At 55.2% G+C, this 23,993-nt stretch carries 26 protein-coding genes; 12 read left to right on the top strand and 14 right to left on the bottom strand.

Annotation, left to right across the window (positions count from 1 at the left end):
* Positions 1–35 precede the first annotated feature (35 nt).
* The 4 genes from NZ705_04320 (at position 36) to dnaG (ending at position 2,973) form a co-directional block, all read left to right on the top strand.
* Positions 36–491, top strand: a complete 456-nt coding sequence (locus NZ705_04320; protein ID MCS7292183.1) for a YbjN domain-containing protein — start codon at positions 36–38, stop codon at positions 489–491.
* A 37-nt stretch (positions 492–528) separates the two neighbouring features.
* On the top strand, positions 529–651 hold the full coding sequence (locus NZ705_04315) for a TM2 domain-containing protein (protein ID MCS7292182.1): 123 nt from the start codon (positions 529–531) through the stop codon (positions 649–651).
* Positions 651–788: a hypothetical protein gene (locus NZ705_04310; GenBank protein MCS7292181.1), complete on the top strand. Its 138-nt coding sequence runs from the start codon at positions 651–653 to the stop codon at positions 786–788. Before NZ705_04315 ends, NZ705_04310 begins: the two co-directional genes overlap by 1 nt.
* Positions 789–984: 196 nt before the next feature.
* Entirely contained in the window at positions 985–2,973 is a 1,989-nt protein-coding gene (gene dnaG / locus NZ705_04305; GenBank protein MCS7292180.1) for a DNA primase, read from the top strand.
* A 614-nt stretch (positions 2,974–3,587) separates the two neighbouring features.
* Here the strand turns inward: dnaG and NZ705_04300 are convergent.
* From NZ705_04300 to NZ705_04250, 11 genes are all read right to left on the bottom strand, one after another.
* Positions 3,588–4,259, bottom strand: coding sequence for a hypothetical protein (locus NZ705_04300; GenBank protein MCS7292179.1), 672 nt, complete (start codon positions 4,257–4,259; stop codon positions 3,588–3,590).
* A gap of 53 nt (positions 4,260–4,312) precedes the next feature.
* A complete protein-coding gene (locus NZ705_04295; protein ID MCS7292178.1) occupies positions 4,313–6,067 on the bottom strand; it encodes a hypothetical protein in 1,755 nt (584 codons plus the stop codon).
* Positions 6,060–9,230 (bottom strand): hypothetical protein, encoded by a 3,171-nt coding sequence (locus NZ705_04290; protein ID MCS7292177.1) that lies wholly within the window; start codon positions 9,228–9,230, stop codon positions 6,060–6,062. The genes NZ705_04295 and NZ705_04290 overlap by 8 nt, the downstream gene beginning before the upstream one ends.
* A gap of 4 nt (positions 9,231–9,234) precedes the next feature.
* A complete protein-coding gene (locus tag NZ705_04285; GenBank protein ID MCS7292176.1) occupies positions 9,235–10,272 on the bottom strand; it encodes a hypothetical protein in 1,038 nt (345 codons plus the stop codon).
* Positions 10,273–10,345: 73 nt separating this feature from the next.
* Positions 10,346–11,404: a 3-deoxy-7-phosphoheptulonate synthase gene (gene aroF, locus NZ705_04280; protein MCS7292175.1), complete on the bottom strand. Its 1,059-nt coding sequence runs from the start codon at positions 11,402–11,404 to the stop codon at positions 10,346–10,348.
* Positions 11,405–11,457: 53 nt separating this feature from the next.
* Complete coding sequence (locus NZ705_04275) at positions 11,458–11,865, bottom strand: PAM68 family protein (protein MCS7292174.1); 408 nt, start codon at positions 11,863–11,865, stop codon at positions 11,458–11,460.
* Between the two features lies 1 nt (position 11,866).
* Positions 11,867–12,145 (bottom strand): 30S ribosomal protein S15, encoded by a 279-nt coding sequence (rpsO, locus tag NZ705_04270; GenBank protein MCS7292173.1) that lies wholly within the window; start codon positions 12,143–12,145, stop codon positions 11,867–11,869.
* Between the two features lie 52 nt (positions 12,146–12,197).
* A complete protein-coding gene (locus NZ705_04265; GenBank protein MCS7292172.1) occupies positions 12,198–12,488 on the bottom strand; it encodes a hypothetical protein in 291 nt (96 codons plus the stop codon).
* A complete protein-coding gene (locus NZ705_04260) occupies positions 12,485–13,075 on the bottom strand; it encodes a sigma-70 family RNA polymerase sigma factor (protein ID MCS7292171.1) in 591 nt (196 codons plus the stop codon). Before NZ705_04260 ends, NZ705_04265 begins: the two co-directional genes overlap by 4 nt.
* Positions 13,076–13,099: 24 nt before the next feature.
* The gene (locus NZ705_04255; protein ID MCS7292170.1) at positions 13,100–14,734 is read right to left on the bottom strand and encodes a CTP synthase; all 1,635 of its coding nucleotides are present in this window, start codon (positions 14,732–14,734) and stop codon (positions 13,100–13,102) included.
* Between the two features lie 42 nt (positions 14,735–14,776).
* The gene (locus NZ705_04250) at positions 14,777–15,781 is read right to left on the bottom strand and encodes a cysteine synthase A (protein ID MCS7292169.1); all 1,005 of its coding nucleotides are present in this window, start codon (positions 15,779–15,781) and stop codon (positions 14,777–14,779) included.
* 92 nt (positions 15,782–15,873) lie between these two features.
* On the opposite strand from NZ705_04250, the gene NZ705_04245 reads away from it, so the two are divergent.
* Positions 15,874–16,143 (top strand): hypothetical protein, encoded by a 270-nt coding sequence (locus NZ705_04245; GenBank protein ID MCS7292168.1) that lies wholly within the window; start codon positions 15,874–15,876, stop codon positions 16,141–16,143.
* A gap of 10 nt (positions 16,144–16,153) precedes the next feature.
* On the top strand, positions 16,154–16,735 hold the full coding sequence (locus NZ705_04240) for a 2OG-Fe(II) oxygenase (protein MCS7292167.1): 582 nt from the start codon (positions 16,154–16,156) through the stop codon (positions 16,733–16,735).
* Here NZ705_04240 and NZ705_04235 read toward each other — a convergent pair.
* On the bottom strand, positions 16,726–17,046 hold the full coding sequence (locus tag NZ705_04235; GenBank protein MCS7292166.1) for a hypothetical protein: 321 nt from the start codon (positions 17,044–17,046) through the stop codon (positions 16,726–16,728). The genes NZ705_04240 and NZ705_04235 overlap by 10 nt on opposite strands.
* A gap of 75 nt (positions 17,047–17,121) precedes the next feature.
* On the opposite strand from NZ705_04235, the gene NZ705_04230 reads away from it, so the two are divergent.
* Positions 17,122–17,688, top strand: a complete 567-nt coding sequence (locus NZ705_04230) for a DUF4126 domain-containing protein (protein MCS7292165.1) — start codon at positions 17,122–17,124, stop codon at positions 17,686–17,688.
* Here NZ705_04230 and NZ705_04225 read toward each other — a convergent pair whose 3' ends face one another.
* Positions 17,689–18,366 carry a hypothetical protein gene (locus NZ705_04225; GenBank protein ID MCS7292164.1) on the bottom strand — a complete coding sequence of 226 codons (678 nt, stop codon included), beginning with the start codon at positions 18,364–18,366 and terminating at the stop codon, positions 17,689–17,691.
* Between the two features lie 143 nt (positions 18,367–18,509).
* Between NZ705_04225 and NZ705_04220 the strand changes: the two genes are divergently transcribed.
* Genes NZ705_04220 through NZ705_04200 form a run of 5 tightly spaced genes read left to right on the top strand, consistent with a single transcriptional unit; the run spans position 18,510 to position 23,068 of the window.
* Positions 18,510–20,558 (top strand): RNB domain-containing ribonuclease, encoded by a 2,049-nt coding sequence (locus NZ705_04220; GenBank protein ID MCS7292163.1) that lies wholly within the window; start codon positions 18,510–18,512, stop codon positions 20,556–20,558.
* A 53-nt stretch (positions 20,559–20,611) separates the two neighbouring features.
* Positions 20,612–21,955, top strand: a complete 1,344-nt coding sequence (locus NZ705_04215) for an ArsB/NhaD family transporter (protein ID MCS7292162.1) — start codon at positions 20,612–20,614, stop codon at positions 21,953–21,955.
* A 32-nt stretch (positions 21,956–21,987) separates the two neighbouring features.
* A complete protein-coding gene (locus NZ705_04210; protein ID MCS7292161.1) occupies positions 21,988–22,392 on the top strand; it encodes a hypothetical protein in 405 nt (134 codons plus the stop codon).
* A gap of 57 nt (positions 22,393–22,449) precedes the next feature.
* A complete protein-coding gene (locus tag NZ705_04205; protein MCS7292160.1) occupies positions 22,450–22,812 on the top strand; it encodes a hypothetical protein in 363 nt (120 codons plus the stop codon).
* Complete coding sequence (locus NZ705_04200) at positions 22,787–23,068, top strand: hypothetical protein (protein MCS7292159.1); 282 nt, start codon at positions 22,787–22,789, stop codon at positions 23,066–23,068. Before NZ705_04205 ends, NZ705_04200 begins: the two co-directional genes overlap by 26 nt.
* Positions 23,069–23,547: 479 nt before the next feature.
* Here NZ705_04200 and NZ705_04195 read toward each other — a convergent pair.
* On the bottom strand, positions 23,548–23,993 hold a 446-nt coding region (locus tag NZ705_04195; GenBank protein ID MCS7292158.1), incomplete at its 5' end, for an IS630 family transposase.

Here is a 23,993-nt window from a genome sequence, read left to right as displayed (position 1 = left end):
TACACTGGAGGGCAGACGTGTGCGAGGAAGCCGCCATGCACTTCGAGAGTGACCCCCAACGCGCCTGTTACGAAAAAATTCGCCCTTGGATGCAAGAGCTGTTCGGCGACCGGATGGAGGTGCGGGACGACCTGCCGATTTTCATCCTGCCGCGCGGTTCAGCCTACGCAGCGGTGGAGGTGTTGCCCTGGACCCAGGACGACGCCATCATCTGCACCTGGTCCTACGTGGTCAAAGGAGCGGAACTGAAGCCGGAACTCCTAGAATACCTGTTGCGTAAAAACACCGAAATGCCCTTTGGCGCCTTTGGCATTGACGAGGACGGCGACATCCTGCTAGAGCACGCTATTGTCGGCTCAACCTGCGACCCCAAAGAGTTAGAAACCTCCGCCCGCTCGATTATGGAAATGGCCGACCGCTTCGACGACGAAATCTCCCAACTGGCGGGAGGACAACGGGCAGCAGACCGGTTGGGGACAGCGGCGAACTAGAATAGGGCTAACGGTCTGGCCAGAGGTGAGGAGTGCTATGACAACAAGTCCACCCGATGCGAGTAAGAAGATAGTGGCGGGGGTGCTGGCCATTGTGCTAGGGGCCTTTGGCGTCCACAAGTTTGTCCTAGGCTACACGACTGAAGGGTTGATCATTTAGTGGGTGGGCTGCTCACCTGCGGTCTTGCTTCGGCGGCCACGGGGATTATCGGTTTGATTGAGGGGATTATCTACTTGACCAAGAGCGACGAGGAGTTTGTCAACACCTACATTCTCAACAAAAAGGGGTGGCTCTAGATTCGCGGCCTGAACAACCGGGACGCGCTGGCTTGGCGTTTGCCTGTGGCTTTGGCTTCTGGGATTGTCGTTGATGACTCCCTCGGCAAAAGCTAGGGGGGTCTGTCATGGCTTGCTGGCGGCGGTTGTTGCCGGTGTGTACGCCTTGGGTCTAACCACCCGATACAATAGAGGCATCCCTGCTTACCCCAAACCCATGGAACCGCTGCGGCTGCACCCCCAGACCATTGAGCAGGTGCGGCAAAAGCTTGACATCGTGGACATTGTCTCCACGCGAGTAGTGTTGCGGCGCCAGGGCAAGGGATTTGTGGGACTATGTCCCTTTCACGACGACAAAAACCCCAGTTTTCACGTCAACCCTCAAAAGCAGCTCTACCACTGTTTCAGTTGCGGCGCTGGTGGGGATGCTATCAAGTTCTTGATGGAGCTAGGAAAAACCTCGTTTCAAGAGGTGATCCTGGACCTGGCGCACCGTTATCAGGTTCCCATCCGCACCCTCGAACCGGAACAACAGCAACACTTCCAGCAGCAGCTAGCCCGCCGGCAACAGCTCTACGAAATTCTAGCGGTGGCCGCCCACTTCTACGAATACGCCCTGGGCCAAAAAAGCAACCACATGGTGTGGGACTATCTCACCCAAAAACGCGGTCTGACCCCCGAGACCATCAAAGCCTTCCAACTGGGCTATGCCCCTCACGGCTGGCAAACGCTGTACAGCTATCTTGTGGAGCACAAAGGGTTTCCGGCCCCCCTAGTCGAAGAAGCAGGGTTAATCGTCAGCCGGGCTACGGGCGGCTATTACGACCGGTTCCGCAACCGTTTGATGATTCCCATCCGCGACAGCCAGGGCCGCGTGATTGGGTTTGGCGGGCGCAGTTTGGACGGGGAAGAACCCAAGTATCTCAACTCGCCTGAAACGCCCCTGTTCAACAAAAGCCGGACCCTGTTTGCGCTGGATCGGGCCAAGGAGGCCATCACCCGCACCGACCAGGCGTTAGTGGTGGAGGGGTATTTCGACGCTATCGCGCTGCACCAAGCAGGTCTGACTCAGACGGTGGCGGTGCTGGGAACCGCCTTGAGCGCCGACCAGGTGCGGTTGCTGTTGCGCTACACCGAATCCAAACGCATCGTCTTGAACTTCGACGCCGACGCAGCGGGCCAGAAAGCCGTTGAACGGGTGATTGGCGAAGTGAAAGCCATGGCCTATCGGGGAGAAGTGGCCCTGTACGTGCTGCATTTACCCGATGGCAAAGACGCCGCCGAGTATTTGCAACACCACAGCGCCGAGGACTATCAAACCCTGGTGCAGGCGGCCCCCCTGTGGTTGGACTGGCAAATCAACCAGATTTTGTTGCAACGCGACAGCCAGCGGCCCGAGCAATTCCCGGCGATTCTCCAGGAGCTGGCGGCTCTGCTGCGGCAAATTCCCAACCCGGCCTTGCGCCTACGCTATATCAACAAGGCGGTCAACGACCTAAGCCAGGGGAATGCGCGGCTGGTCTTGCAACTGGAGGCCTATTTGCACCGGCTCTTGCGCGGGCAGGACCCATCGCCCCAGCGTTTAGCGCCCCCCATCACCAGCGCCAATTTATTGGAAGCCGCCGAAGCCCAACTCCTACGCATCTACCTGCATTTGCCATCCCACCGCCAGGCCGTCGTGGATGCCCTAGAGGAATGGGATTTGGCCTTTGGCACGCCCCATCACCGCTGGTTGTGGCAACAGATTCGAGCGCTAGAGCAGCGGGTCGCCCAGAGCGGCGGCGTTCCCTACACCCTGGACTTAGTGACGGCCCTGCAACGCTTGCACCACGACTATCCCGACCACATGCGCCAGGTGCAGGGGTTGTTTCAACTGAACGAGGTAACGGAACTAGAACTGCGCCATCCCCGCCTAGTCATTCAATCGGCGGTGGCCACCATCGCCCGCGTGATTTGCGAAAAAAACTGCAAGCAACTACTAGCCCTATGGCAAGAACGCAGTCAACGGCTCAGCCAAACCCAAGACCACTACGAGCGCCAGGCCCTGTTAGACGAACTCCAGCGTTTGCAAAACTCCATCCAAGCCGAAAAAAGTTACCTCGAAAGCCTTGACCGGCAGCGGTGTTTACAGCCTACAAAGCTCAACACCACCAGCGATGACACGCTCAGTACAGAAGTATGGGCAGGTCCTACTGACAACCTCTAGGAGCAATGAGAATGCCCCAGTAAGTCTTCAATCTAGGCATCCCATGCCGATAAAGCTGAATCAACAGGTACAAAACCGTACAACCCACGATAACGGGAGACAGGACCTTAACCATAGGTATCGTACAGCCCAAGCGCGATAAACCAACCACAAGAGCGTCATCCACAAGTCCAAACACAAGAAGAATCAACGTGCGGAACGAGGTACTCAACGGGTCTCCTAAATTACTATCACTAACCATAAAAACCTTTGAAGCAAAAATCCACTATGTAACACGACAATTAGACTTCTGTCCTTCTGAAACTAACTGCTCCACGAATTTGTTTCTTCTTTGATTCCATGCTAGCGCATGGCAGGGCAATCAGTAGTTAAAAAAGCCTTAAGACTATAGCCAAGCACAGAATGCTTGACCTGAGCAGCAACTGGAACCCTACATGTTTCCCTGTTGGTTGCTTCTCAAGCGCAACAACCTAAATGTTTCCTGCAACTCATCGAGTTGGAGTCTGGAGTCAGCTATGGGTGCCATATCCTGGGTCGCAGGGCATAGCCAAAAACAAGCAAGCCGAGACCAACAGAGGGCTGCATCGCCAGCTAAGAATGCTCTTAGGTCAGTGCTATTGACTCACAGCTTTCTCAACTCGTCCCAGACGGGTAAAACGCACTTCAATCCGGCGGCGGCTAGAGTCATTACTGCGGTCAGGAGGAGCAATTTCTCCGGTGGGTAAGTACAGTTGTCCTGCTGAGTAAGCCCGGAAATTTAATCCTTTCAATTCTTCTAGCTCTGGTCTTTGGGCCTGTATTTTATGCAGCTCATTTGCAATCGCCAACGCCCGCATTAAGCCAAGGTCTACGTTGGAACCAGGCGTAAGCCGCTGCAGAGTGTTTGTTGCTGCTGACACTTCCAACAACATATCCAAGTTACTGCGAGCACCCCGATTTGGCTGACCGTCTGTGTGACCAATAATTTCAATCGTATCAATGCCAAAGCGCCGACGATTGGCTATGATTTTTTCAACTAAATCTTCCCAAATGTACTGTCGTAAGGCGCTAGATAGTTCTGCACTACCCACTGGGAAACGAAATGCCTCGTTGTCTGGGATGACAATAATAGGGGGTACTTCGTCAGATTGCTGGCCTACGTTGTTTCGACTCTGGTGGAGTGAGCCAACTAGTAAAAATAGAAGCAGGCTAAAAATTAGAAGACTCCCCGACATCAGGTCGGTGAAAGACATCCAGATATTCAGCTCTTCTACCTGTGCCAGAGAGCGGCGACGTTGACGGTGCATAGGACCTGCATCGCAAATCTATCTTCCCTACCAGTCTAACGCCGTAGGCTGCGCTAGGGGGTTCTTCTCCAGGGTGGGCGGAAAGACTTTCCTTCATTGGTCTGTGTGCTTGCTTGAGATGAAACTCGCGTGTCCAACTGGTAAGCAAAATTCCTAAGTTCCTGCAAACACTGCTTAATATCTGCTGTTTCATTCGTCAACTTGCTTAACTTTTGCTGCAGGTTTGACAGCAGCTCACCGTACTCATGCTCCCAGGTGAGACGCTGGTCCTTGTACTGTTCAAGCCCATTTTTAATGGACACTAACTCCTGGTTAATTAGCTGGTGAGCAAAACTATTAAGTTCCTGCAAATATTGCTCCACACCGGAGATTTTATTCGTCAATTGATTTAGCTGTTGCTGAAGATGAGACAGCAGCTCACTGTAGCCACGCTCCCAGGTAAAGCGCTGCTCCTTGTACTGCTCAAGCCCCTGTCTAATAGACCCTAACTCCTGGTTGAGTAGTTGGTTCTGGTTTTCAATTTGCTTCCTATTTTGGCTAACTTCTTCTTGGATAGACTGAAGACTTTGAACACATTCAGACAGGTTCTCTCGAGCAGCGTGTAAGGTGGCCGTTGCGTCACTTAGTTTTAATGCAACCTGAGATAACTCACTCGAACTGGCAATAATTTCTCCTTGTGCTTCTCTAACTCGTTCTAGCAGGTGGTGTGCTACGTCACGAATGTGAGTAAATGTCTCCGCTGCTGACTTGATGTCTTGAACAACCCGTTGAAAATCAATCTGGCTTTGGTTTACTATTTCTATTAAACTTTCTACTTTCTGATTAAGTTCTGCAACAGTGCTGTTGAGCTGCAGGGAAGAATGGGTTATAGCAATAAGCTGGTTAGTAAATTGTGAAGCTTGGGTGGCAGCTGCACTTACTTTCTCTGCAAACTGGCTGTCAGAGAGAATTTGAGCTGCCGTCTGAAAAGTGTTGGCCCCAGTTAGAAGGTTGCCAGCAGCATTGCCGAAGTGGATATAGATTTGTCGTGCCAGTTCCGCGTTCTCTCGGTTTAACTCTGTCAAGTTGCCTATCTGCCGCTCTAGGGGCTTTTCTATGGCACTGCGGACAGTTTCATAAAAGCTATCCAGAAAAACCCTAAAATTGTTTTCTATTGATCGAATCAGTCTTGTTGTGGGACTGCGGTCTTGAATTTCTAACTCATGGTCTAGAAGAATTTCTAAGTTCGCAAAAAGCTTCCTTCGGGCTATTGTCGTGTTCCAGATACTATTAACTACAACCAGTATAATGCCCCAAAGTAAGCTGACTAAACTCGAAATGAAGGCGACGGTCATTCCATCTATCTGCTTGCTAAGCTCGCTGGTAAGATCAGCCAAGTTAAGGTCAGGCCTAGCGAGAGTATCCCTAACTGCATTCAGACTAATTGCTATTCCTAGAAAGGTACCCAATAGCCCTACAGCAATTAAAAGGTTAGGTACAACCCCAGTAACATACTCAGCTTTTTCCAGGGAAAGCTTATGAAGCAATGGTTCATCAGCTAATTCACGCTCTATTAGAGCCGATGTGTTGACCTCATCATGACTTTGTAAAAACCTACTAACCTTTATCTCGAGCTTACGGACAAGCTGGGGAACATACTCTGACGTCGATGGTTCTCGAGCCCACCCTATCAGCGATTCCAGCTTCCGAAAAAGTAGTAGACGCAACAAAACGCTAAGGATGGCGAGTCCTGATGACAGTAGAATCCAAGGTAGTGTCAAGGGAGATTGAACAGCCTGACCAATAACTTGTAGGACTGAGTTAGTCATGGTCTCGGGCCTCCGGCAATTGTTTTTCCTGCTGAGAGCCCGGGAGTACTAAGGATGAACACTCCCTAATACGGTTATCTATCTCCTCTATCAGCTGTTCCAAAATTCCTTTTCTAGCTACATCAGTTATACTTCCTATCCCTTTGCCAGCTACAATTGGAACCATGGCGTGGTTGATGTGGTCCTCAGGGTAGCTACGTATGTCCTGAATTTTCTCTATAATCCTCTGCCGCTGGCCTTGCCATTCGTCTGGATTATTCACGAAATAGTCTATCTTTCTTCTCAATTCATCCCGCAGAAAATCTGTTAGCCCGCGCCCGTCAGGGGTTGCTCTGTTACCTTGTATCCAGCTCAGATTATCAATCACAGCAGACCAGTCATTTCCTAGAGAAATCCTTTCTCTGAAACCAAGATTGTCCTCAACAGAAACAACCAGATTGTCACCTTCCAGCTCAAACACATCTAAGCCAAGACATTTGAAGAACAAGGCTTGGACTTCCTTAACGATAGCGTCACTCGGGGGCAAAATATCTGAAAAGGCGATACTACGGTTAGTATGTAGGGAATCCTGACCTGACAATCTAGTCTTTTCCTGGTAGGTAAACCGTAAGCTCTTAGAAGTTAGATCATTAATGATCCGTAAAGGAAAAGCTGCATACTCGGTCATGAAGATAACTTGATGCTGTTCGGACTCAGGTAACTCACATATCTGAGTGCCTTCCAGCCAGCCGACACTTCTCAGCAGCTCTTCGAAACGGCTAACATAAGGGTCATCTCTTGCTGGAGGTCTGTGAAAGGCAATGATGGAGACTCGTTTGCTGGTTTTGTCTTCATAATAATTATCACCAAATCTAAGCGGCAGCAGGATGTCAGACTGATGCTTCAGGTTCCGTAGGTGCTCCATTAACTTTTCTCTATCGCCTAATTCTATGAAACGCTGGATGGCTGATTTACGCAACTCTCTATTTATTCGAGCGGCTCTTGCCTCCATCTCTCGGTCCAGCGCTTCACGCATCTCTTCGCGCGATGGACGAGGCTGCAGTACCCTTCTCAAGCTAGGTCTCTCATCTGCATCTAAGCTAGCCAGATCACGTATCATTTCAGCGGAAATCTGATTCATTCGCTGACGACGCTCCTGCTCTTTAGCAGGAAGAAGCTCCCGTAAGACTTCTTCAACATCAGCCGGACTATCAATTGCCAGACCAATTCGCTCCTGGCCACCCTTGTCTACTAAACTTTTTGCTTCTCTCTGAAAGAAGGATATTAACTCTTGAAGACTTTCATCAAACTCATTCAAAGAGAGAGTCCTGACGTCCACATACTCAATGAGTCCTTCCGCTGCTTGTCGCACCAAGCGCTCTACCTGCCATTGGTAGTTGCGCCGAGCAAGTTGGGCAACTTGTTCAACTGCTCTGCGAAGGGCATTCTGGATTCTAGCAACCCTGCCATACGGCCACCATTGACTCCTAATTGCTCTAATCTCATTCTGCATCTGAACAGTAACTTCCTGACATCTTCTTTCCGTATCCTGAAAGCGGTCATCTAACGGCTGTACGCGTATACGCTCAAGTTCTAGCTTGAGTCCTTGCAACCAGTTCAGTGCATTCTCTATCCCAAAAAACTGATCTTCAGGTCTTAAAATTTGCTCTAAAAACCTTTCAATACTGACTACAATATCGCGGATGATATCAGGTAGCTGGTCTACCAAAGATGTCAACCAAGCACCCCTCTCACGACTATTGTCGGCCAACTTGACCAAGCGTAACAAGCTTTCAAACCGCTGGGGTAGCTGTGTCACTAGGTCATCCTGCTCGGCACGTCTAGCCGCTGCATTAATTTGGCCTTCTTGTAATTGCTGCCAGCGCCTTATCAGCTCGGGCACCGTTGCCCCTTCCACTTTAACTTCTTGGATGCGACGGCGCAAAAAGTCCTCTAACTCGCTAGTTTTCCATTCGCAGCGATTGGCGAATGCTTGGCGCATCTCACCTTGCGTTGGCTTTTGTCCCGAGCCACTCCTCCAAAACTCCAGTAAAATAATCTTCGCTTTATTGACAGCTTGCTGGTTGATCTTGTCTTGAGGAAAGTAGATGGTAGCTAACCCAGTTGTCATGTAAGCTTGGCAATTAGGTCTTGGATGTTTGTCAAAATAGTTCATAGCGATTGCATTTTTCGCCAGGTTGTCTCGCGCAGAAATAGCTGCTCGAGCTGTTTCACTACTTATGAAGAAGAGACATATCTTCTGGGCAATTGTATACGCAATTTTACCCATCGCATCTGGGTCGCCAGCAGGAATGATAAAGGCACCATCAGGCGTGGAGTTGGAAATCAAATACACAAAGTCATAGGGCGGACGCATTTCGGAGAAGGGGGGCTCTCCGGGATAATTCGCATGAAAGAGCGTACCAGGACGACTATAGTAATCAAGTTCCTTCAAAGCCGCATAACAGTTGGCTTTTACATCTTCCTTGCTGGCATAAAGCTCCGGACTGATGACAAAGTAAGCATGACTCTCAAATGACCCCACGTTAGACTCGAATTGACGGCGGAGAATATAGCCGATGTCCAAGAAAATCCCACTACCTGTTCCACCGCAAAGTGAGCCCACAACAAACACACGAAGACCGGGGCTAACTGCAATACCACGCTCGATAAGTGCTGCTACATCGGCTGTGTTCACCCGAGCGTAGGCGTTTGTCAAAGATTCCTTAATTTTTTCATAGTTTTTAAACAGTGCCAAGCGACCAATAGCTCGTATCGCGCCCGCACCATTCTCAATGGTACTGAGATTGCGAATTAGGCCACTGGGAAACCATTCAAAAATATGGTCATCTGGCGTACTAAGATAAGGATTTTGGCAGCGTTGCTCGTAGTTTTCCTTAAACTGATTCACAACGTGATGGGACACGGAAATGTGTAATTTCTCCGCTGGCGTGAAATCAATGGACTGCCCCCGATAGGGCAAAAGATGCACACCACCGTCTGTATCAATGTAAACGAAACCAACAATTGGCAAAGCTGACAAAGACCCAAATTCATCAACAATGATGCGTCTAACTCGCTCCAGTACTTTCGCCCCTGTTCCTCCTATCCCTACACAGAGAACTCGCGTAACTCTTAGCAAATCTTCATTGTGAGCGCTAGTCATGAGACCTGCTTTGCCCAAGCAACTACCAGCTAATTTTAATCGTCTCGTCCCTGTAAGACAAGCAAACCATCCGCTGGCGGTAAGGTATCGTAACAGAGCTCACAATCGGCTGACCGTTGTAGGAGAGACCTTCGTCAAAAGCAGCAATTTTGAGTGTTTGGTGATAGCGTTGAATGCGGCCCACCGTTTGCATGACTGGCAAGGTTACATCAACACCGAGGTCTATTTTTTGACCGTGCCTAAGCTTGAAAGGGTATTCCTGGTCATTGACCTGAATAGTAATGGGCCAAGGAATCTGCTGGCGCACCCATCGCACTAAGGACCAGACTCCACCCAGACTGGCGGCAAGGCCAAGGATGCCTCCCAGCAGCAACTGCCACCAAAGCTGTCCCCACAGGTAATTGTTGACCAAACAGACTTCGCCTCCACCAGGTCTGGGGGTGCAGAACTCCTGGACAGTGGGAGCGATGTCCACCACAGTAAGCTGGAACTGACCAACTGGCATCTGGCGTAAGGACATAGGGAGCACCGCCAGCCAGCGGTCGCGCTCCACAGCGAGGGGCTGACCAGCCAAGCCGCAAGGACTGTTGGGTGCTTCTACCCACTCCTTGCCTTGGGGAAGATGCAAGGGGGCGTCGGTCACCCAGACGACCGACTGGGCTTTAATGGGTTGACCTTGTTGCAGACGCTGCTGATTCAGCTCTGCTAGATACCGATAAATCGCAAGTTCCGCGCATTTGATATCGGTTCCCCGTTCGGGTCCGGGACTCATGGGCACCGCGGCCAAGATTTTGGGAATATCTTCGGGGCCCTGGTAGCGAAAGACCTTAGGAGCGTGTACGCCGGTCGCAAAAGGAATGACGTGCAAGTTATGCCCTTTGACTAAAGTTTTCTCCACAATCTGGCGCAGGTGAAGCCGCCCTGCATCGTTCAGACCCACGCTTTCTGTGAGGTCAACAGCCAGCACCACATCGCGACCGCCCCAGCGACCAACCCACGCAAGCGCCCTTTGTTGCCACGCAGACAGGGGACGGTTGCCAGGAACGATGGAATCAGGCATGCAGCTCCTTCAGGTATTTAAAAGCCTTCTACCCTAAACTAGCTGCTCTCGGTCTGTACTGCAAAGGCAAGCCCTACACCGCCACCGGCACCTTGGGCCAACGACCTACCGCTTGCCCAATCACCGCTAGTTCTTCGCGCATCAACCGGTCAAAGCGTTCGGGCGTCAGGGATTGGGGACCATCGGAGAGCGCTTTGGCAGGATTGGGGTGCACCTCAATCATTAGGGCATCTGCTCCTGCCGCAATCGCCGCCATTGCCATCGCTGGGACGTACTCGGATTTACCTGTACCGTGGCTTGGGTCAATCATGATGGGCAGGTGCGTGAGTTTACGCAGTACGGGGATGGCCGCTAAATCCAAAGTGTTACGGGTGTAACGATGGTCAAACGTGCGAATGCCCCGCTCGCACAAAATGACTTTGGGGTTGCCCGCCGCCAGGATGTACTCTGCCGCCATCAACCACTCCTCAATCGTGGCCGACATCCCCCGCTTCAACAGCACCGGCTTGTCCTGGGCGCCAATTTTCTTCAGCAGGGAAAAATTCTGCATGTTGCGGGCACCCACTTGTAGTACGTCCGCCACTTGCGCCACTTTCTCAATATCGGCGGCATCCATGACCTCGGTAATCACCCCCAACCCAGAGGCGGCCCGCGCGATGGCCAGCAGCTCCAATGCGCTCTCGCCGTGGCCCTGGAACGCATAGGGCGATGTCCTGGGCTTGTAAGCGCCGCCTCGCAACATCTTGGCACCCGCCGCCTTCACCCGCAGCGCCGTTTCCACAATCATTTCCTCGTTTTCCACCGAGCAAGGACCGGCAACGACCACCACCGGCTGCGTTTCCCCGAAGACCACCGTGCCGTTGGGGGTTTCTACCGCAATTTCGCTGGGTTGCCCGTGGCGATACTCGCGGCTGGCCCGCTTAAAGGGTTGTTCTACCCGCACCACATCTTCGATCCAGGGACTGAGTTCCTGAATGCGTTCTGGTTGCAGTTGGGCGGTTTCCCCCACCAGCCCAATCACGACCTTGTACTGCCCAACAATCTTTTCAGGATTTAATCCCCAAGAACGTAGTTCTTCGCTAATCCGCTCAATTTCCAGTTCCGGCGCGCCGGGCTGCATCACAATGATCATGGCCGTGGGGTCAATGCACTACACCGTTTTTGTATTGTAACGAACAGGGCGACTTACGCAGCCGAATTGTTACGTTTTGCTTTGATGCTGGCTAAGCCGGCCCGTAAACGTCCCCAGTTGGTGCGAAATTCTTGCCAACCGAGCCAGTGTCCGACTCGGTCCGCATCCCAGGAGGCTGAGAGAATCCCGTAACTCAACCCCACCATGCCCAGGCCAAACAACCCCAGCGTGACCACCACGACCACTGGCACTGGTATTTTAATGCCTTGCTGGAGGAGTAAATAGCTCGTGGGAAAGGCGGCCAACCCCAAGGCGGTGGGAGTACCGCAAAACACCGCCATGCGCCGCAGCATCCGGTCGCTCACCACCTTGGGCATCCCTGGTTCCTCAATTTGTTGCCAACCCCGCTTCTTAGGGGGAGGCGTGTCCTGCTGCACGGTTCGCCGAGATTTTTTCGCCATCCTAAACCCGTAACCCCCGAATTCCTAACCGTTGCACCAGACTCTCGTAGCGGTCGTAGTGGTGCTTGCGCAGGTACAACAGCAATTGCCGCCGCTGGCTAATGAGCTTGAGAAGCCCCCGCTGCGATGCATAGTCCTTCTTGTGGGTGCGCAGGTGCTCGCTGAGTTGATTGATCCGCGCGCTCAACAGGGCAATTTGCACCTCGGGCGAGCCGGTGTCCGTGGCATGCAGCTGGTACTCGTTGATGATCTGCTGCTTTTGCTCCTGCAACAAACCCATCGGAGCCGCTCAAGAAATGGGACAGTACCTTAACTTAGCACGACGGCTGGGTTTATGGCAACAAGGTCAGCCAGTCGTCATCACCGCGCCATTGGGCCTCCAACCAGGCTTCCACTTCAGCGATCTGGGCGGGGTCGGGCTGCAGGAAATAGGCTGAGGCCATGCCCAGGCCCAGGGACAGGACGATCACCGTGAGCAGGGACGGGAACCAGCACCAAACAGGCCGAGGCTGGGGCCGAGTGATACAGGTCAAAATCCGCGACTCCAACGCCGGATGGGCGGGGGGAACAGTCGGGGCATAGCGCCGGAGAAAGTCCACTACCGGGTCTCGCGCTCGACTCATAGACTCACTCCTTGTGTTTCTAGGTAACGACGCAGAGCAGCCCGCGCGTGGAACAGCCGGGATTTGACGGTCCCCACCGGAATCTGCAAAATCTCACTGATTTCTTTCTGTGACAGGGCCTCCAGGTCGTGCAATACCAGCACTGTACGCTGGTCAAAACTGAGGGCGGCCAGCCCTTGCCGCACCAGCTCCTCGTAGTGCAAATCCAGCAAATCCGGGGCCGGGATGCGGTCGGGCGCGACTTGGGTCAGGGTTTGTAGTTGGGTGCGCTGGTGGGCGCATTGCCGTCGGTAGTCCTGGGCCACGTTCAACGTGATGCGATAGAGCCAGGTGTTGAACATGGCCGCTTGGCGCAAGCGGGGCAATCCCCGCCACACCCGCATAAACACTTCCTGGGTCAAGTCGTCTAGGGCGTCGCCGCCGCACAACCGGTAAAGCGTGCCTCGCACCCGCGCTTGAAACCGGCGGTACAACCAGCGAAATCCCTCGGGGTCTCCCTGCTGGCACTGCTGTACCAGCGCCCAATCATTAGGCTCTGACCGCTCAGTTTGGGCTATGGGGGGGTTGCTGGCAACGGCTGTGACCATCCGACTCACCAAGCTCCTGTTGCTTTAGACGCCGCCTGCGCCTCGGAGGTTCAGCGCCGCCTCCACCAAACCTCGAAACAGGGGATGGGCCTGGCTGGGTCGCGAGGAAAACTCCGGGTGAAACTGCACCGCGATGAAAAAGGGGTGGGACGGGAGTTCAATCATCTCCACCAAGCGCCCATCGGGAGACGTACCGCTGATGCGATAGCCGCTTTCCAAAAACAAGCTGCGGTAGGCGTTGTTGAACTCGTAGCGGTGACGATGGCGCTCGTAGACCACCGTTTCCCCGTATAACCGGGCGGCCAGACTGTCCGGCTGCAACCGGCAAGGATACAACCCCAACCGCATGGTGCCCCCCAAATTCACCACGTCGTGCTGCTCCGGCAACAGGTGAATCACTGGGTGGGGCGTCTGGGGGTCAAACTCGGCGCTGTGGGCACCTGGGAGTCTTGCAATGTGCCTGGCCCATTCCACCACAGCGCACTGCATCCCCAAGCACAGCCCAAGAAACGGAATCCCTTGCTCCCGAGCGTAGTGAATCGCGGCAATTTTTCCTTCGACCCCCCGAATGCCAAAGCCGCCGGGCACCACCAGGCCCTGGACACCTTCTAAATGCGCAGCCGCTCCGTCTCGCTCTACGTCCTCCGCACTCACCCAGCGCAACTTGACCTCCGTCTCCAGGTGAATCCCAGCATGGCGCAGCGCCTCCACCACCGAAAGGTAGGCATCGTTGAGTTGGACGTATTTCCCCACCAGGGCGATTTCCACCTGGGCCTGGGGATGGTACAGTCGGTCTACCAGCATCCGCCAGGGGGCCAAATCCGGGGGTCGGTCGGGTAAAGCCAACAGGCGCAACACCTGGGTTGCCAACCCCTCCTGCTCCAGATTCAAGGGCACCTCATAAATGCTGCGGGCGTCCTGGGACGTGATCACCCCCTCTACCGGCACATCGCAAAAACTGGCGACTTTTGCCTTGATTTCCGGCGACAGGGGCCGCTCGCACCGGCAGACGAGTAAATCCGGCTGAATCCCAATCGAGCGCAGTTCCTTCACCGAATGCTGAGTCGGCTTGGTTTTCATCTCCCCGGCGGCGGCAATCCAGGGCACCAGGGTCACGTGCATGTACACCACCCGGTCGCGGCCCACTTCATTGCGGAACTGGCGAATCGCCTCCAGAAAGGGCAAGGACTCGATGTCCCCCACCGTGCCGCCGATTTCGGTAATCAGCACATCGGGCTGGCTATCGGCCACCACCCGGCGAATCCGGTCCTTGATTTCGTTGGTGATGTGGGGGATCACCTGCACCGTCGCGCCACCGTAGTCGCCCCGCCGCTCGCGGTTGCACACCGCCTGGTAAATCGAACCGGTGGTGACATTGTTCAGGCGCGACACCGGCGTGTCTGTGAAGCGTTCGTAGTGCCCCAGGTCCAAGTCCGTCTCTGCGCCGTCAGCCGTGACAAACACCTCTCCGTGCTGGAACGGGTCCATGGTGCCAGCGTCCACATTGATGTAGGGGTCGAGTTTCAGGATGGAAACCTGATAGCCTCGCGACTTGAGCAACCGCCCCAGACTCGCTGCGACAATCCCTTTGCCAATGCTCGAGACTACCCCGCCGGTGACAAACACATAGCGCGTCGGGGATTCACTATTGCCAACCACCACAGTTGTTCAGAGCGAAAACGGCGCCTGCATCGCTCCCCATTATAGGTCAAAGGCGGGCGGCACCCCGCTGTCCCAGGGCCAAAGCCCCTTCTGCTGCAACCAGGCGCGATTGAACAGGCGCGATTGGTAACGGGCGCCCCCATCGCACAGGACTGTCACGATCACCTGTCCGGGTCCCATCTGCCGCGCCAATTGCACCGCCGCCGCCACGTTGATCCCAGTCGAACTGCCCAGGAACAAGCCTTCCCGGTGCAACAGGTGATAAACCATCCGGACGCAGGTGAGGTCGTCAATTTGAATAGCGTCGTCCATCGGCACGTTCTCCAAATTGGCGGTGATGCGGGAGTTGCCAATGCCTTCGGTGATGGAACTGCCCTGGGTTTTGAGTTCCCCTGTTTTCACGTAGCTGTAGTAGGCGCTGCCCAGGGGGTCGGCCACCACGCAGCGAATCTGGGGATTTTTTTCCTTCAGATACAGGGTCACGCCGCCGAAGGTCCCCCCTGTCCCAATCGCCGCGACCCAGGCCGTGATGCGCCCGTCGGTTTGTTGCCAGATTTCCGGGCCGGTGGTTTCGTAGTGGGCTTGCCGGTTGGCCAAGTTGTCGAATTGGTTGGCCCAGATGGCGTTGTCCATCTCCTGGGCCAGCCGCGCGGAAACTTTCACATAGTTGTTGGGGTCGCGGTAGGGAACAGCGGGCACGGTTTTCACCTCCGCCCCCAGCAGACGCAGCAAATCGATTTTTTCTTGGGATTGGGTCTCAGGAATGACGATCAAACAGCGGTAGCCGCGGGCGTTGCAGATGTGGGCCAACCCAATGCCGGTATTGCCGGCGGTGCCTTCAACAACCGTGCCCCCCGGTCGCAAGCGTCCCTGCTGCTCGGCATCGCGGATGATGTACCAGGCCGCCCGGTCCTTGACGGACCCGCCAGGATTGAGAAATTCGGCTTTCCCCAAAATTTCGCAGCCGGTTAACTCGCACAGGGAATGGAGACGAATCAAGGGGGTTTGCCCAATCGTGCCGACAAAGCCGTGGCGAATATCCATCCCGCCCGTGGACCTCCGTACGGTTCTCAATTCTAGAGCAATTGCGCCGGATGATATACTGATTGGGTAGGCCTTTTACCCACACCAAAGCGGTGACCCACCCCGAATCGTCTCCAGCAGGGCCGGACAAAGAAAGTTTTATCTACCCCCGGGCAACATATCACGGGGAATTCACGCCCCAGAAGTTTCTGTTCAACGCCAATTTACAGGAGTTTGCCCATCGAGTCGGGATTATTTGTAGTTTGGAAACGGGGGGGAAAATCACCACCGAGGAGGCCTACCGGGAAATTAAAAAACTGTGGAAGCGTTTGAAAGAGAGCTGGAAGAACTTGGGGTTTCAGGACGAGCCGGATAATCACTAGGGCAGTGGGTTTGGACCTGATACCGTTGGGCCAGGACATTCTCTGGATACCGGGGGTAATTGCGCCGGACATCTGCCGCCATGTGATGACCATCGTGGAGGCGCAGGAACTGCAAACGGCGGGGATTCTCCTGGATACAGTGGACACTCAGGTCCGCTCCAGCGATATTTTGCACCTGGGGGGAACGCAACCGCTGCTGCGCTCGACCCAGGCATTGCTGGCATCCTGTTTACGACCAGTGCAGAAACTGCTCCATCGCTACTACGGCATCGCGTTTTACGACATGGAGGCGATTGCGATCCTGCGCTATCGCCCCGGCCAGTTCTACCGACGCCACGTGGATAACATTCTTTTAGGAAGTCGCCGCGCCGAGCTGGCTCAGGGAATCCCCACGCGCGATATTGGGGTGGTGGGTTACTTGAACGACGACTTTACTGGGGGAGAAACCTACTTCGACCGTCAAAATATCACAGTGAAACCCCAACAGGGGGCTGTGGTCGTTTTTCCCGCCTACTACACCCATCCCCACCAGGCCTTGCCGGTGCGTACGGGAGTAAAGTACGTCCTGACCACCTGGCTGTTTCACGGCTGAGCTTGCGGGGGATGCTGCTCGAGAAATTCCCGGATTACCTGCAGGGCCTCCTTGACGGTGGAGTAGTACTCCAGGTCGCCGGGGGTATCGAGCTGGCCCTCGTGCAGGGTCTGACGCTGCAACAGGGTGAGAATTTGCCCGATTTCACCCAGAAGTTGGGCTTTTTCCCGGTGCTCAAACACGGTCCAATTGCCGTGCTGGGCTTCCCAGGCTTGGGGGTTGTCAGTATAGGCGCCGTAAAACTGGCGGTAGTGGGCCAACCGCTGTTCCAGGTGCGCCCGCCAGGCTGGTTCGGTTGCAGGCGATGACACAGGCCCTCGGAAACTCAGGGATTCATCAAAATTTATCTTAATTCCATATCCCGGAGGGCGTGGGTTGCAAGCGCGATGACCGCCGTTCTCGCCGTGCTGGCCGCCGCCGCCGCTGGTGGATTCCGGTTGGCGCTCCCCCTGCTGCTGATTCTGGTGCTCCGGCGGGAGGACACCTGGGAGCAGACACCGGTGTTGGGCCAGTTTTCGCCAGCGCTGGTGTTGGGGACGCTAGCGGCTGGGGCGGTTTGGGAATTGGTCGCCCCGCTGCATGCCTGGGGCCTGCGGTTGGTGCAACCCCTGCAGGTGCTGCTGAGTCCGCTGGTGGGCTGGCTGATTGGTGTCATGACCGCCCAGGTGATGGGCTTGCCCGCCGGTCTTCACGCGCTGATGGGCTGTGTGGGTGGCGCACTGGCCTTGTTGCTGCAACTGGTGCAAACGGGCTGGTTGTACCGCCGGGGCCGATTTCCCGCCTGGGTCGGCCTAGCGCAGGACGGGTTGTGTGCCCTGCTGACCGTTTTTGCCTTGCAAGCGCCGACGCAGGGGGGATTGATAGCCCTGATGCTCATGTGGCTGGCGTTGCGGGCGGCCAAGGCTTGGCAACAGCAGTTTCGTCGTCACCGGCGTTCCCAGGGCCCCGATTGACTACCACTGGGGATAACCGGTCTGGGGGTCCATGGGTTGATAGCGCTCCGGCGGCGGCAGTTCCTCCGGCTTGCCGACTCGCCAGGCCACTTCGCCTCGTTTTTTCCCCACCCGCACAAACACAAACCCGGAGTCCTCAAACCGTTCCCCGTGCTCGGTAATCGTCCGGGGCGCGACCCGCAGCAGATGGGCCACCTCCGACGTGCTAAGAATCCAGCCGTTGCGATAGGCCTCCTCCAAGGTGCGCAGGTACTCCAAGGGGTCGCTGTTGACTTTGAGTTGGGCTAACCGCTGGGCTACAGCGTCGGCAATCACCCCGGCGGTCGAGCGCATACTGGTCACCACCGCCCCTGCAACCGCATCGGCCACCGTGCCGATCAGATGGGTCAAATTCACCGGAATTTCTGCGCGGTTGACGCTCAAATCGGTAGGGGGATTCGGTTCCTGGGCGAGAAAGTCGTTGATGGTGCCCCCCTGCTGCAAAAACTCGTGCAACCGGTCGAGCCGCTCCAACTCTTGGGCGGTGATGTAGGCCCGCCGGCTCACCTTAAAGGGTTTGATCCCCAGCCCCTTGAGCCGGTTGTACAGGGCGTTGTGACCCAATTGATAGCGGTCCTCCAGCAACTCCACCGGAAAACTGTCCAGTTGCGTGTCGTTCTCCCGAGTCCTGGCATCCATGACGCTCTCCTGCGGGGGTTCGCTGTAGGAAAGGTGGTAGGAATTCTTACATTCTTTCCCATCATCTTAGCAAGGGGGCCGGTTTCTGCCAAGATCACTGCGCAGCAGTGATAAAGTGAAACACAGGATAGATGGGAACAGCCATGCCATTTTCGATTGGAGAACTCTTGGGCAATTTGCCAGAGGATAAATTGATTGCGCCCAAGGTGCTGGCCAAAAAGTTGTTTTGTGAAACGGAAAGCGACCGCCTACGTTTGAAAATTGCCCTGGATGTCCTGACCAAATTGGCATTGGTGACCGAAGAATTTGGTAAGTACCGGCGGGTGCCGATGCCGGATATGGTCAAGGCGCGCTTGCGCTTTTCCCGGGGGAGTTTTTGGGCCGTTCAAGACGAACCCGGCGCCGCCGATATTTACATTCCCGCCCGTTATCTGGGGACCGCCTGGCACGGGGACCGGGGATTGATCAAGGTCACGCGCAAGGGGCGCAACCGCCGTAGCCCCGAAGGGGAGGTGTTTCTGGTGCTGGAACGGGCGATTACTGCTCTGGTGGCCCAGGTCAAGGCTGGGGAACAGGGTTACGTCGCCAAACCGATGGACGACCGGTTAAACATCACGGTGGCCTTGCCTGGTGAAGGGGTGGGCCAGTGGGTGGACCAGTTGGTGTACGTGACGATTGAGCGCTACCCGTTGGCCCAGATGCCCGCCCAGGGAGCCATCAAACAGGTGTTAGGCCCCAATGCCCAGAGCGCCGACCCGGCCCTGCTGGTGGTGTGCAAACATAATTTGCTGCCCAACCCACCGGCGGGATTACCGGCAACCCTGACGGCTCAACCGCCTGAGGCGCAGCGACAGGACTACCGGGAACTGGCAACCTGGGGGCTGGGCAAGCTGGCGGTTTCCTGGGAACCCGGGCGTTTGGGGATCCATATTCCCGACGGCACGGCCTACCTCCCGACGGAAACGCTGGTGGATTGGTACGCTCGGCAGCAGGGGGCTACGTTTGGGTTGGGGGATACCATCTATCCCATGACCCCTCCTGTGAGTTGGGGGCCGGAGTGGCCCAGCCTGTCGCTGTGGGTGGAACTGGACGCGCAAGGGCAAGTGGGCACCTACCGGCTCGAACCAGGCTGGGTGCGGGTGAAGGAGCCACCGCCGCCCGAGGTGGTCACAGCCGTATCAGACTGGGTGGCGCGGACCCAAAAGCCGGTGGGTTTACCGTTGACCGAGCCCTATCCCTTGCCCGATGAGCATCCGAGCGGGTTGCCCCGCCAGGAAACCGACCCGCAGGCGCGCGTGGCCCAAGCGCTGGCGCTGCTGGCCAATCACCTGTTGGCTCGGCATCTGCAGGCGTTGCAACTCCCGGCCCTGTTTCGCGTGCAACCGCCCCCCGACCCGGAAGCCTGGCAACGGTATCGTTCCCTGTTGCAGAGCCTGGGGTTGACCGCGCCAGAGACGCCGGAGATAACCACGCTGTTACCCTTGCTCCAGTCCCACGAACTCGCGCCCCTGTTGCAGACCCTGTTTCTGGAAATCTTGCCCCCTCCCACCGACAGCCTGCAACCGGGAGAACACTTTGGGACGGGATTCACGCCCTATCTCCACGGGGTCGCTCCCCTCGACCGCTACACCGACCTGTTTAACCAGCGGGTGCTGTGGGCCTTGTTCATCCACGGGAAAGACCGCAAAAGCTCCCGTTCTAAGGAAACGGTGGACCTGCGCAGTAGCGAGTGCCATGGGCGGGTGGACTGGCCGGTGTTGCCCCCGTCGGTGCAAGAGGAGCTGCAAACCCAGGCCCAGCAAATACTCTCCCAGTGGCCAGAGCGGGAACGGGTGCATCGCCAGGCCCGCGACGACTATGCCCATCTCCTGTGGCTCCATCGCTGTCGGTTGTCGCCCGGACAAAGGGTGCGCGGGTTGGTCGTCGGCGTGGAATCCTACGGGTTTTTTGTGGCGATTGAACGCACGCCGCTGCAGGGGTTGGTCCACGTCACGGCGCTGCGCAACGACTGGTACGAATTTCGCCCTCAACAACAGGCGCTGGTGGGTCGGCGCACCGGAGCGACCTTCACGGTAGGCATGGAGATGGAGGTGATGGTCAAGGGAGTGGACTACTACCGCCAGCAGGTGGATTTAGTGTTGCCACTAGACACCACCGACCCCGCTTCCCCGCCTCTGGAAACCCCAAGTTGACGGCATGGGTAAACAGTTGTTAAAGTAACGGCAATTTGTCACGGTATCCTTCTATGGAGGACTGGCAAGTTGCGGTTACAGGGATTACCTTTCTGGCCGTCATTGCCCTGATCATCACCGAGAGGCTGCACCTGACTGTAGCAGCGCTGTTGGGAGCCATGGTGCTGGTGTTTTGCCACGTGATGACCCTGGGGGAAGCTGTCGGCTACATCGGGCGCAGTTACAACACGCTGGCCTTGTTTTTTGGGGTGATGGTGCTGGTGCGGGCCTTTGAACCCACCAAAATTTTCGACTACCTGGCAGTCCAGATGGTGCGGTTGGGAAAGGGCCGTGGTCGCAACTTGCTTCTGGGAGTGGTGGCAATCACGACACCGGTCTGCGCCGTATTGCCCAATGCCACGACGGTGATGTTGCTGGCGCCCCTGATTCCCCCGCTGGCCCAAGATATCGGCGTGGATTTCGTGCCCCTGTTGATTCTTATGGTAATGGTTGCCAATTCCGCGGGGCTATTGACGATGGTCGGCGACCCAGCGACTTACATCGTGGCTGATTCGATTAACCTGACTTTTATGGATTATCTCTGGCGCTTGAGCTTGGGGGGCGTGATTGCCGTGACTGTCATTGTGTCCATGCTCCCTTTTCTGTTTCCTAAAATCTGGCGCAAGAAGTTGGAAAATCTAGAGGTCTTGCCTCATCCCCAGATCAATCACCCGCGCGTACTATTGGTGGGTCTGGTCATTATCATCTTTGTATTGACGATGTTTGTGGTGGGAGAATCGTTACCCCAAAGACTTTCACCAGCAGCGGTGGCCCTGATGGGAGCCGCTCTTGCTTTATTACTTAGCCACCATAGCAGTATTGATACAGTTCATAACATTCTCCGCGATGTAGACTGGAGTACGTTGATTTATTTTATGAGTATTTTTGTCTTAATTGGCGGCCTGGAAAAAAGCGGGATCATCGCAAGTTTATCTGGGGTTTTGGGTATGATTTTAGGTCAGAATATTCTGATAGGTTGCATTGTTTTGGTTTTTTTTGTGGGTTTGGTTTCGAGCGTGGTACCCAATATCCCCTTGGTGACGGCGATGGTACCCCTGCTCAAGCAGTATGTAGTGAATGTGGGTTTAGCGCCGGCGGCTGTTTTGCAACCGGAGTTTGACGGGCAATTTCCCGATGCGGTGTTGCCGCTTTTTTACGCCATGATGTACGGGGCGACCTTGGGCGGGAATGGCACGTTGGTCGGGGCTTCGGCAAATATCGTGGCGGCGGGAATTGCCGAGCAACATGGCCGACAGATAACCTTCCGGCGTTTCCTGGTCTACGGGATACCAGTGATGCTAGTCCAGCTGGGGGCCGTGTGTCTTTTTGTGGTTGTGCGCTTTTTCCTTTTCGGATAGAGTAAAGGCAACTCGGTTTTCGGTATCGGTCCATGTGGGCGCGGCTACGGTCGATTTTGCAAAAAGAACCTCAACCGGCGGCGCAACCCCAGCGCGAAGCCCTGCTCGACCTGCTGTTGTTGGGAATGTATGTGGATAACCGGTTGTCGGTGGCTGAGACCGATGTCCTCAACGCACAACTGTTGGATATGCCTTGGGAATCTGGGATGGCGCTGAGTCTTTACGTTCAAAGCAATATGCCCAAAATTCGCACGGCCTATGAAAACCTGGGGGCGCGTTTACAGCTTTTGCAGTCCATTCGCGACCGTTTGGCGACACCGGCGGCTCGCCAGGATGCTTACCAGAAACTCCAGGAGTTTTTGGCGGTCGATGGGGTGGCTCCCCGAGAAAAGGAATTTTTAACCCAGGTACGCATGGTTCTGGGACTGTCGGCTTGACGAGAGCTGCAACGGTGGCTTAGGGTACAAGGCAGGAACACGGCTTGGTCAGCGGTCATGTCGGGTACCAGAGCGAAGTTCAACCTGTGGGGGCCGGCTCTGTTGGTGCTGGTGGGCATGGCTAGCGGCGTTGCCCTGACGTTGTGGGGAGTCCAACAGTTGGGGTCACGAGAGACTCCCCCACCAATGCCGGGAGAGCAGACAGTGCGCCTGGAACCAGCGCCCCAGGGACAGTCCGGTGTCGGAGCGCCAGGCGTCCAACCGAAAGCCAAAGCCGTGGCGAGCGTGCTCAGCAAAGACGAGCGCTTTCGCTTTGAACTGCAGGGTTGCCGCTACCAGGACATGAAAGTCCTGTGTGACCTGGAAATTACCAACCAACCTGACGGACAGGGAAATGCCGTTTACGTTGATAGCCAGTGATCAGCCCGCCTCCTTGGCCTTTACGGACAAGGGGTTGCAATTTGAGGCGGCTGTCGCCCAGTTTGGTTCCCAAAGGGGATGGACTGCCCGACAAATTGCGGTGGCTAACGTCCCAACGCCCGCCAGTCTCACGTTTACCGAGATGCCCCAAACGTCCTATCTGTCGCTGCTGCGCATTGGTTATCGCTTTGTCCCACCGGAAACCGCCAACCCCGAAGAGGGGACGGTGGAGTTTCGTCGCGTGAACCTGGAATAAGGTGACCATGACCGTAACGGCCAAAGGCTAGGTTAACCACTTGAGTTGCCGCTTTTTGATAGGTTTTCCAATGGGCTCACCCGCTGCTCCCAATGGGTCACTTTTTTGGTCTACAGTTGTCGCAGGTGGGTGGCGGCCAACCCTGAAGCACCAAGGGTTCTAGGTGCTGCTTGTGTCACACATTTTGTGCTTGGCTATAACTCGATTATCTTCTGCTCTAGCCCAATAACTGGGCGGCTCAACGGGTCGCCAACCCGGCCTGCAGTGGCAAGTGTTTCTATAGCCAAGCCATCTATGGTTGTCAGCCCTTGAGTCCCGGAGCACGGCCCCGCCTTTGGGTTTTCTCTCCTCTTTCTAACAAACTAAAGCAGCTTAGCTATAGCTAAAATCACAAAACTTGACATAAGCTACGGATAGTTTCATTGACCAAGGATTGCAAGTTTTCGATCGCACTCACCTGTAGCTCACGCACCTTTTGCTCAATCAATCGGGTTCAAATCTGGCGAATATCTAGGCAAATATATCAGCTCACACCCAGCCGCTTCCACCACTTGCCTAACCGCCGCCGACCGGTGAAAACTGGCATTGTCCATCACTATCTTTTTGCCAGGACCAATTGCTGGTAACAACCACTCACGCAACCAAGTTAAAACGACCTGTAAATTGCAGCTCCCTATCCAGGTTAATGGCTCGATGAATCTCCCGAGATAATCACCGCCCATCATACTCACCCTTTCACGTTTTTTACCTACCTTTTTGCCATAAACTCTCTCCCCTTTTACACCCCAGCCATACGCATAAACCGCTCGCTGGTCAATGCCGGATTGGTCTATGTAAACGATTTCTTCCGGCTTCACATCCTTCATTCTCTCTAGATACGCCTGTCGCTCCTGCTCATCTTGTTCTTGGTAGGAGAAAGTTTTTT

Source organism: Gloeomargarita sp. SKYB120, from assembly GCA_025062155.1.
In the GTDB taxonomy this organism is placed as follows: Bacteria; Cyanobacteriota; Cyanobacteriia; order Gloeomargaritales; family Gloeomargaritaceae; genus Gloeomargarita.
This window is presented reverse-complemented; position numbering and strand designations above follow the sequence as displayed.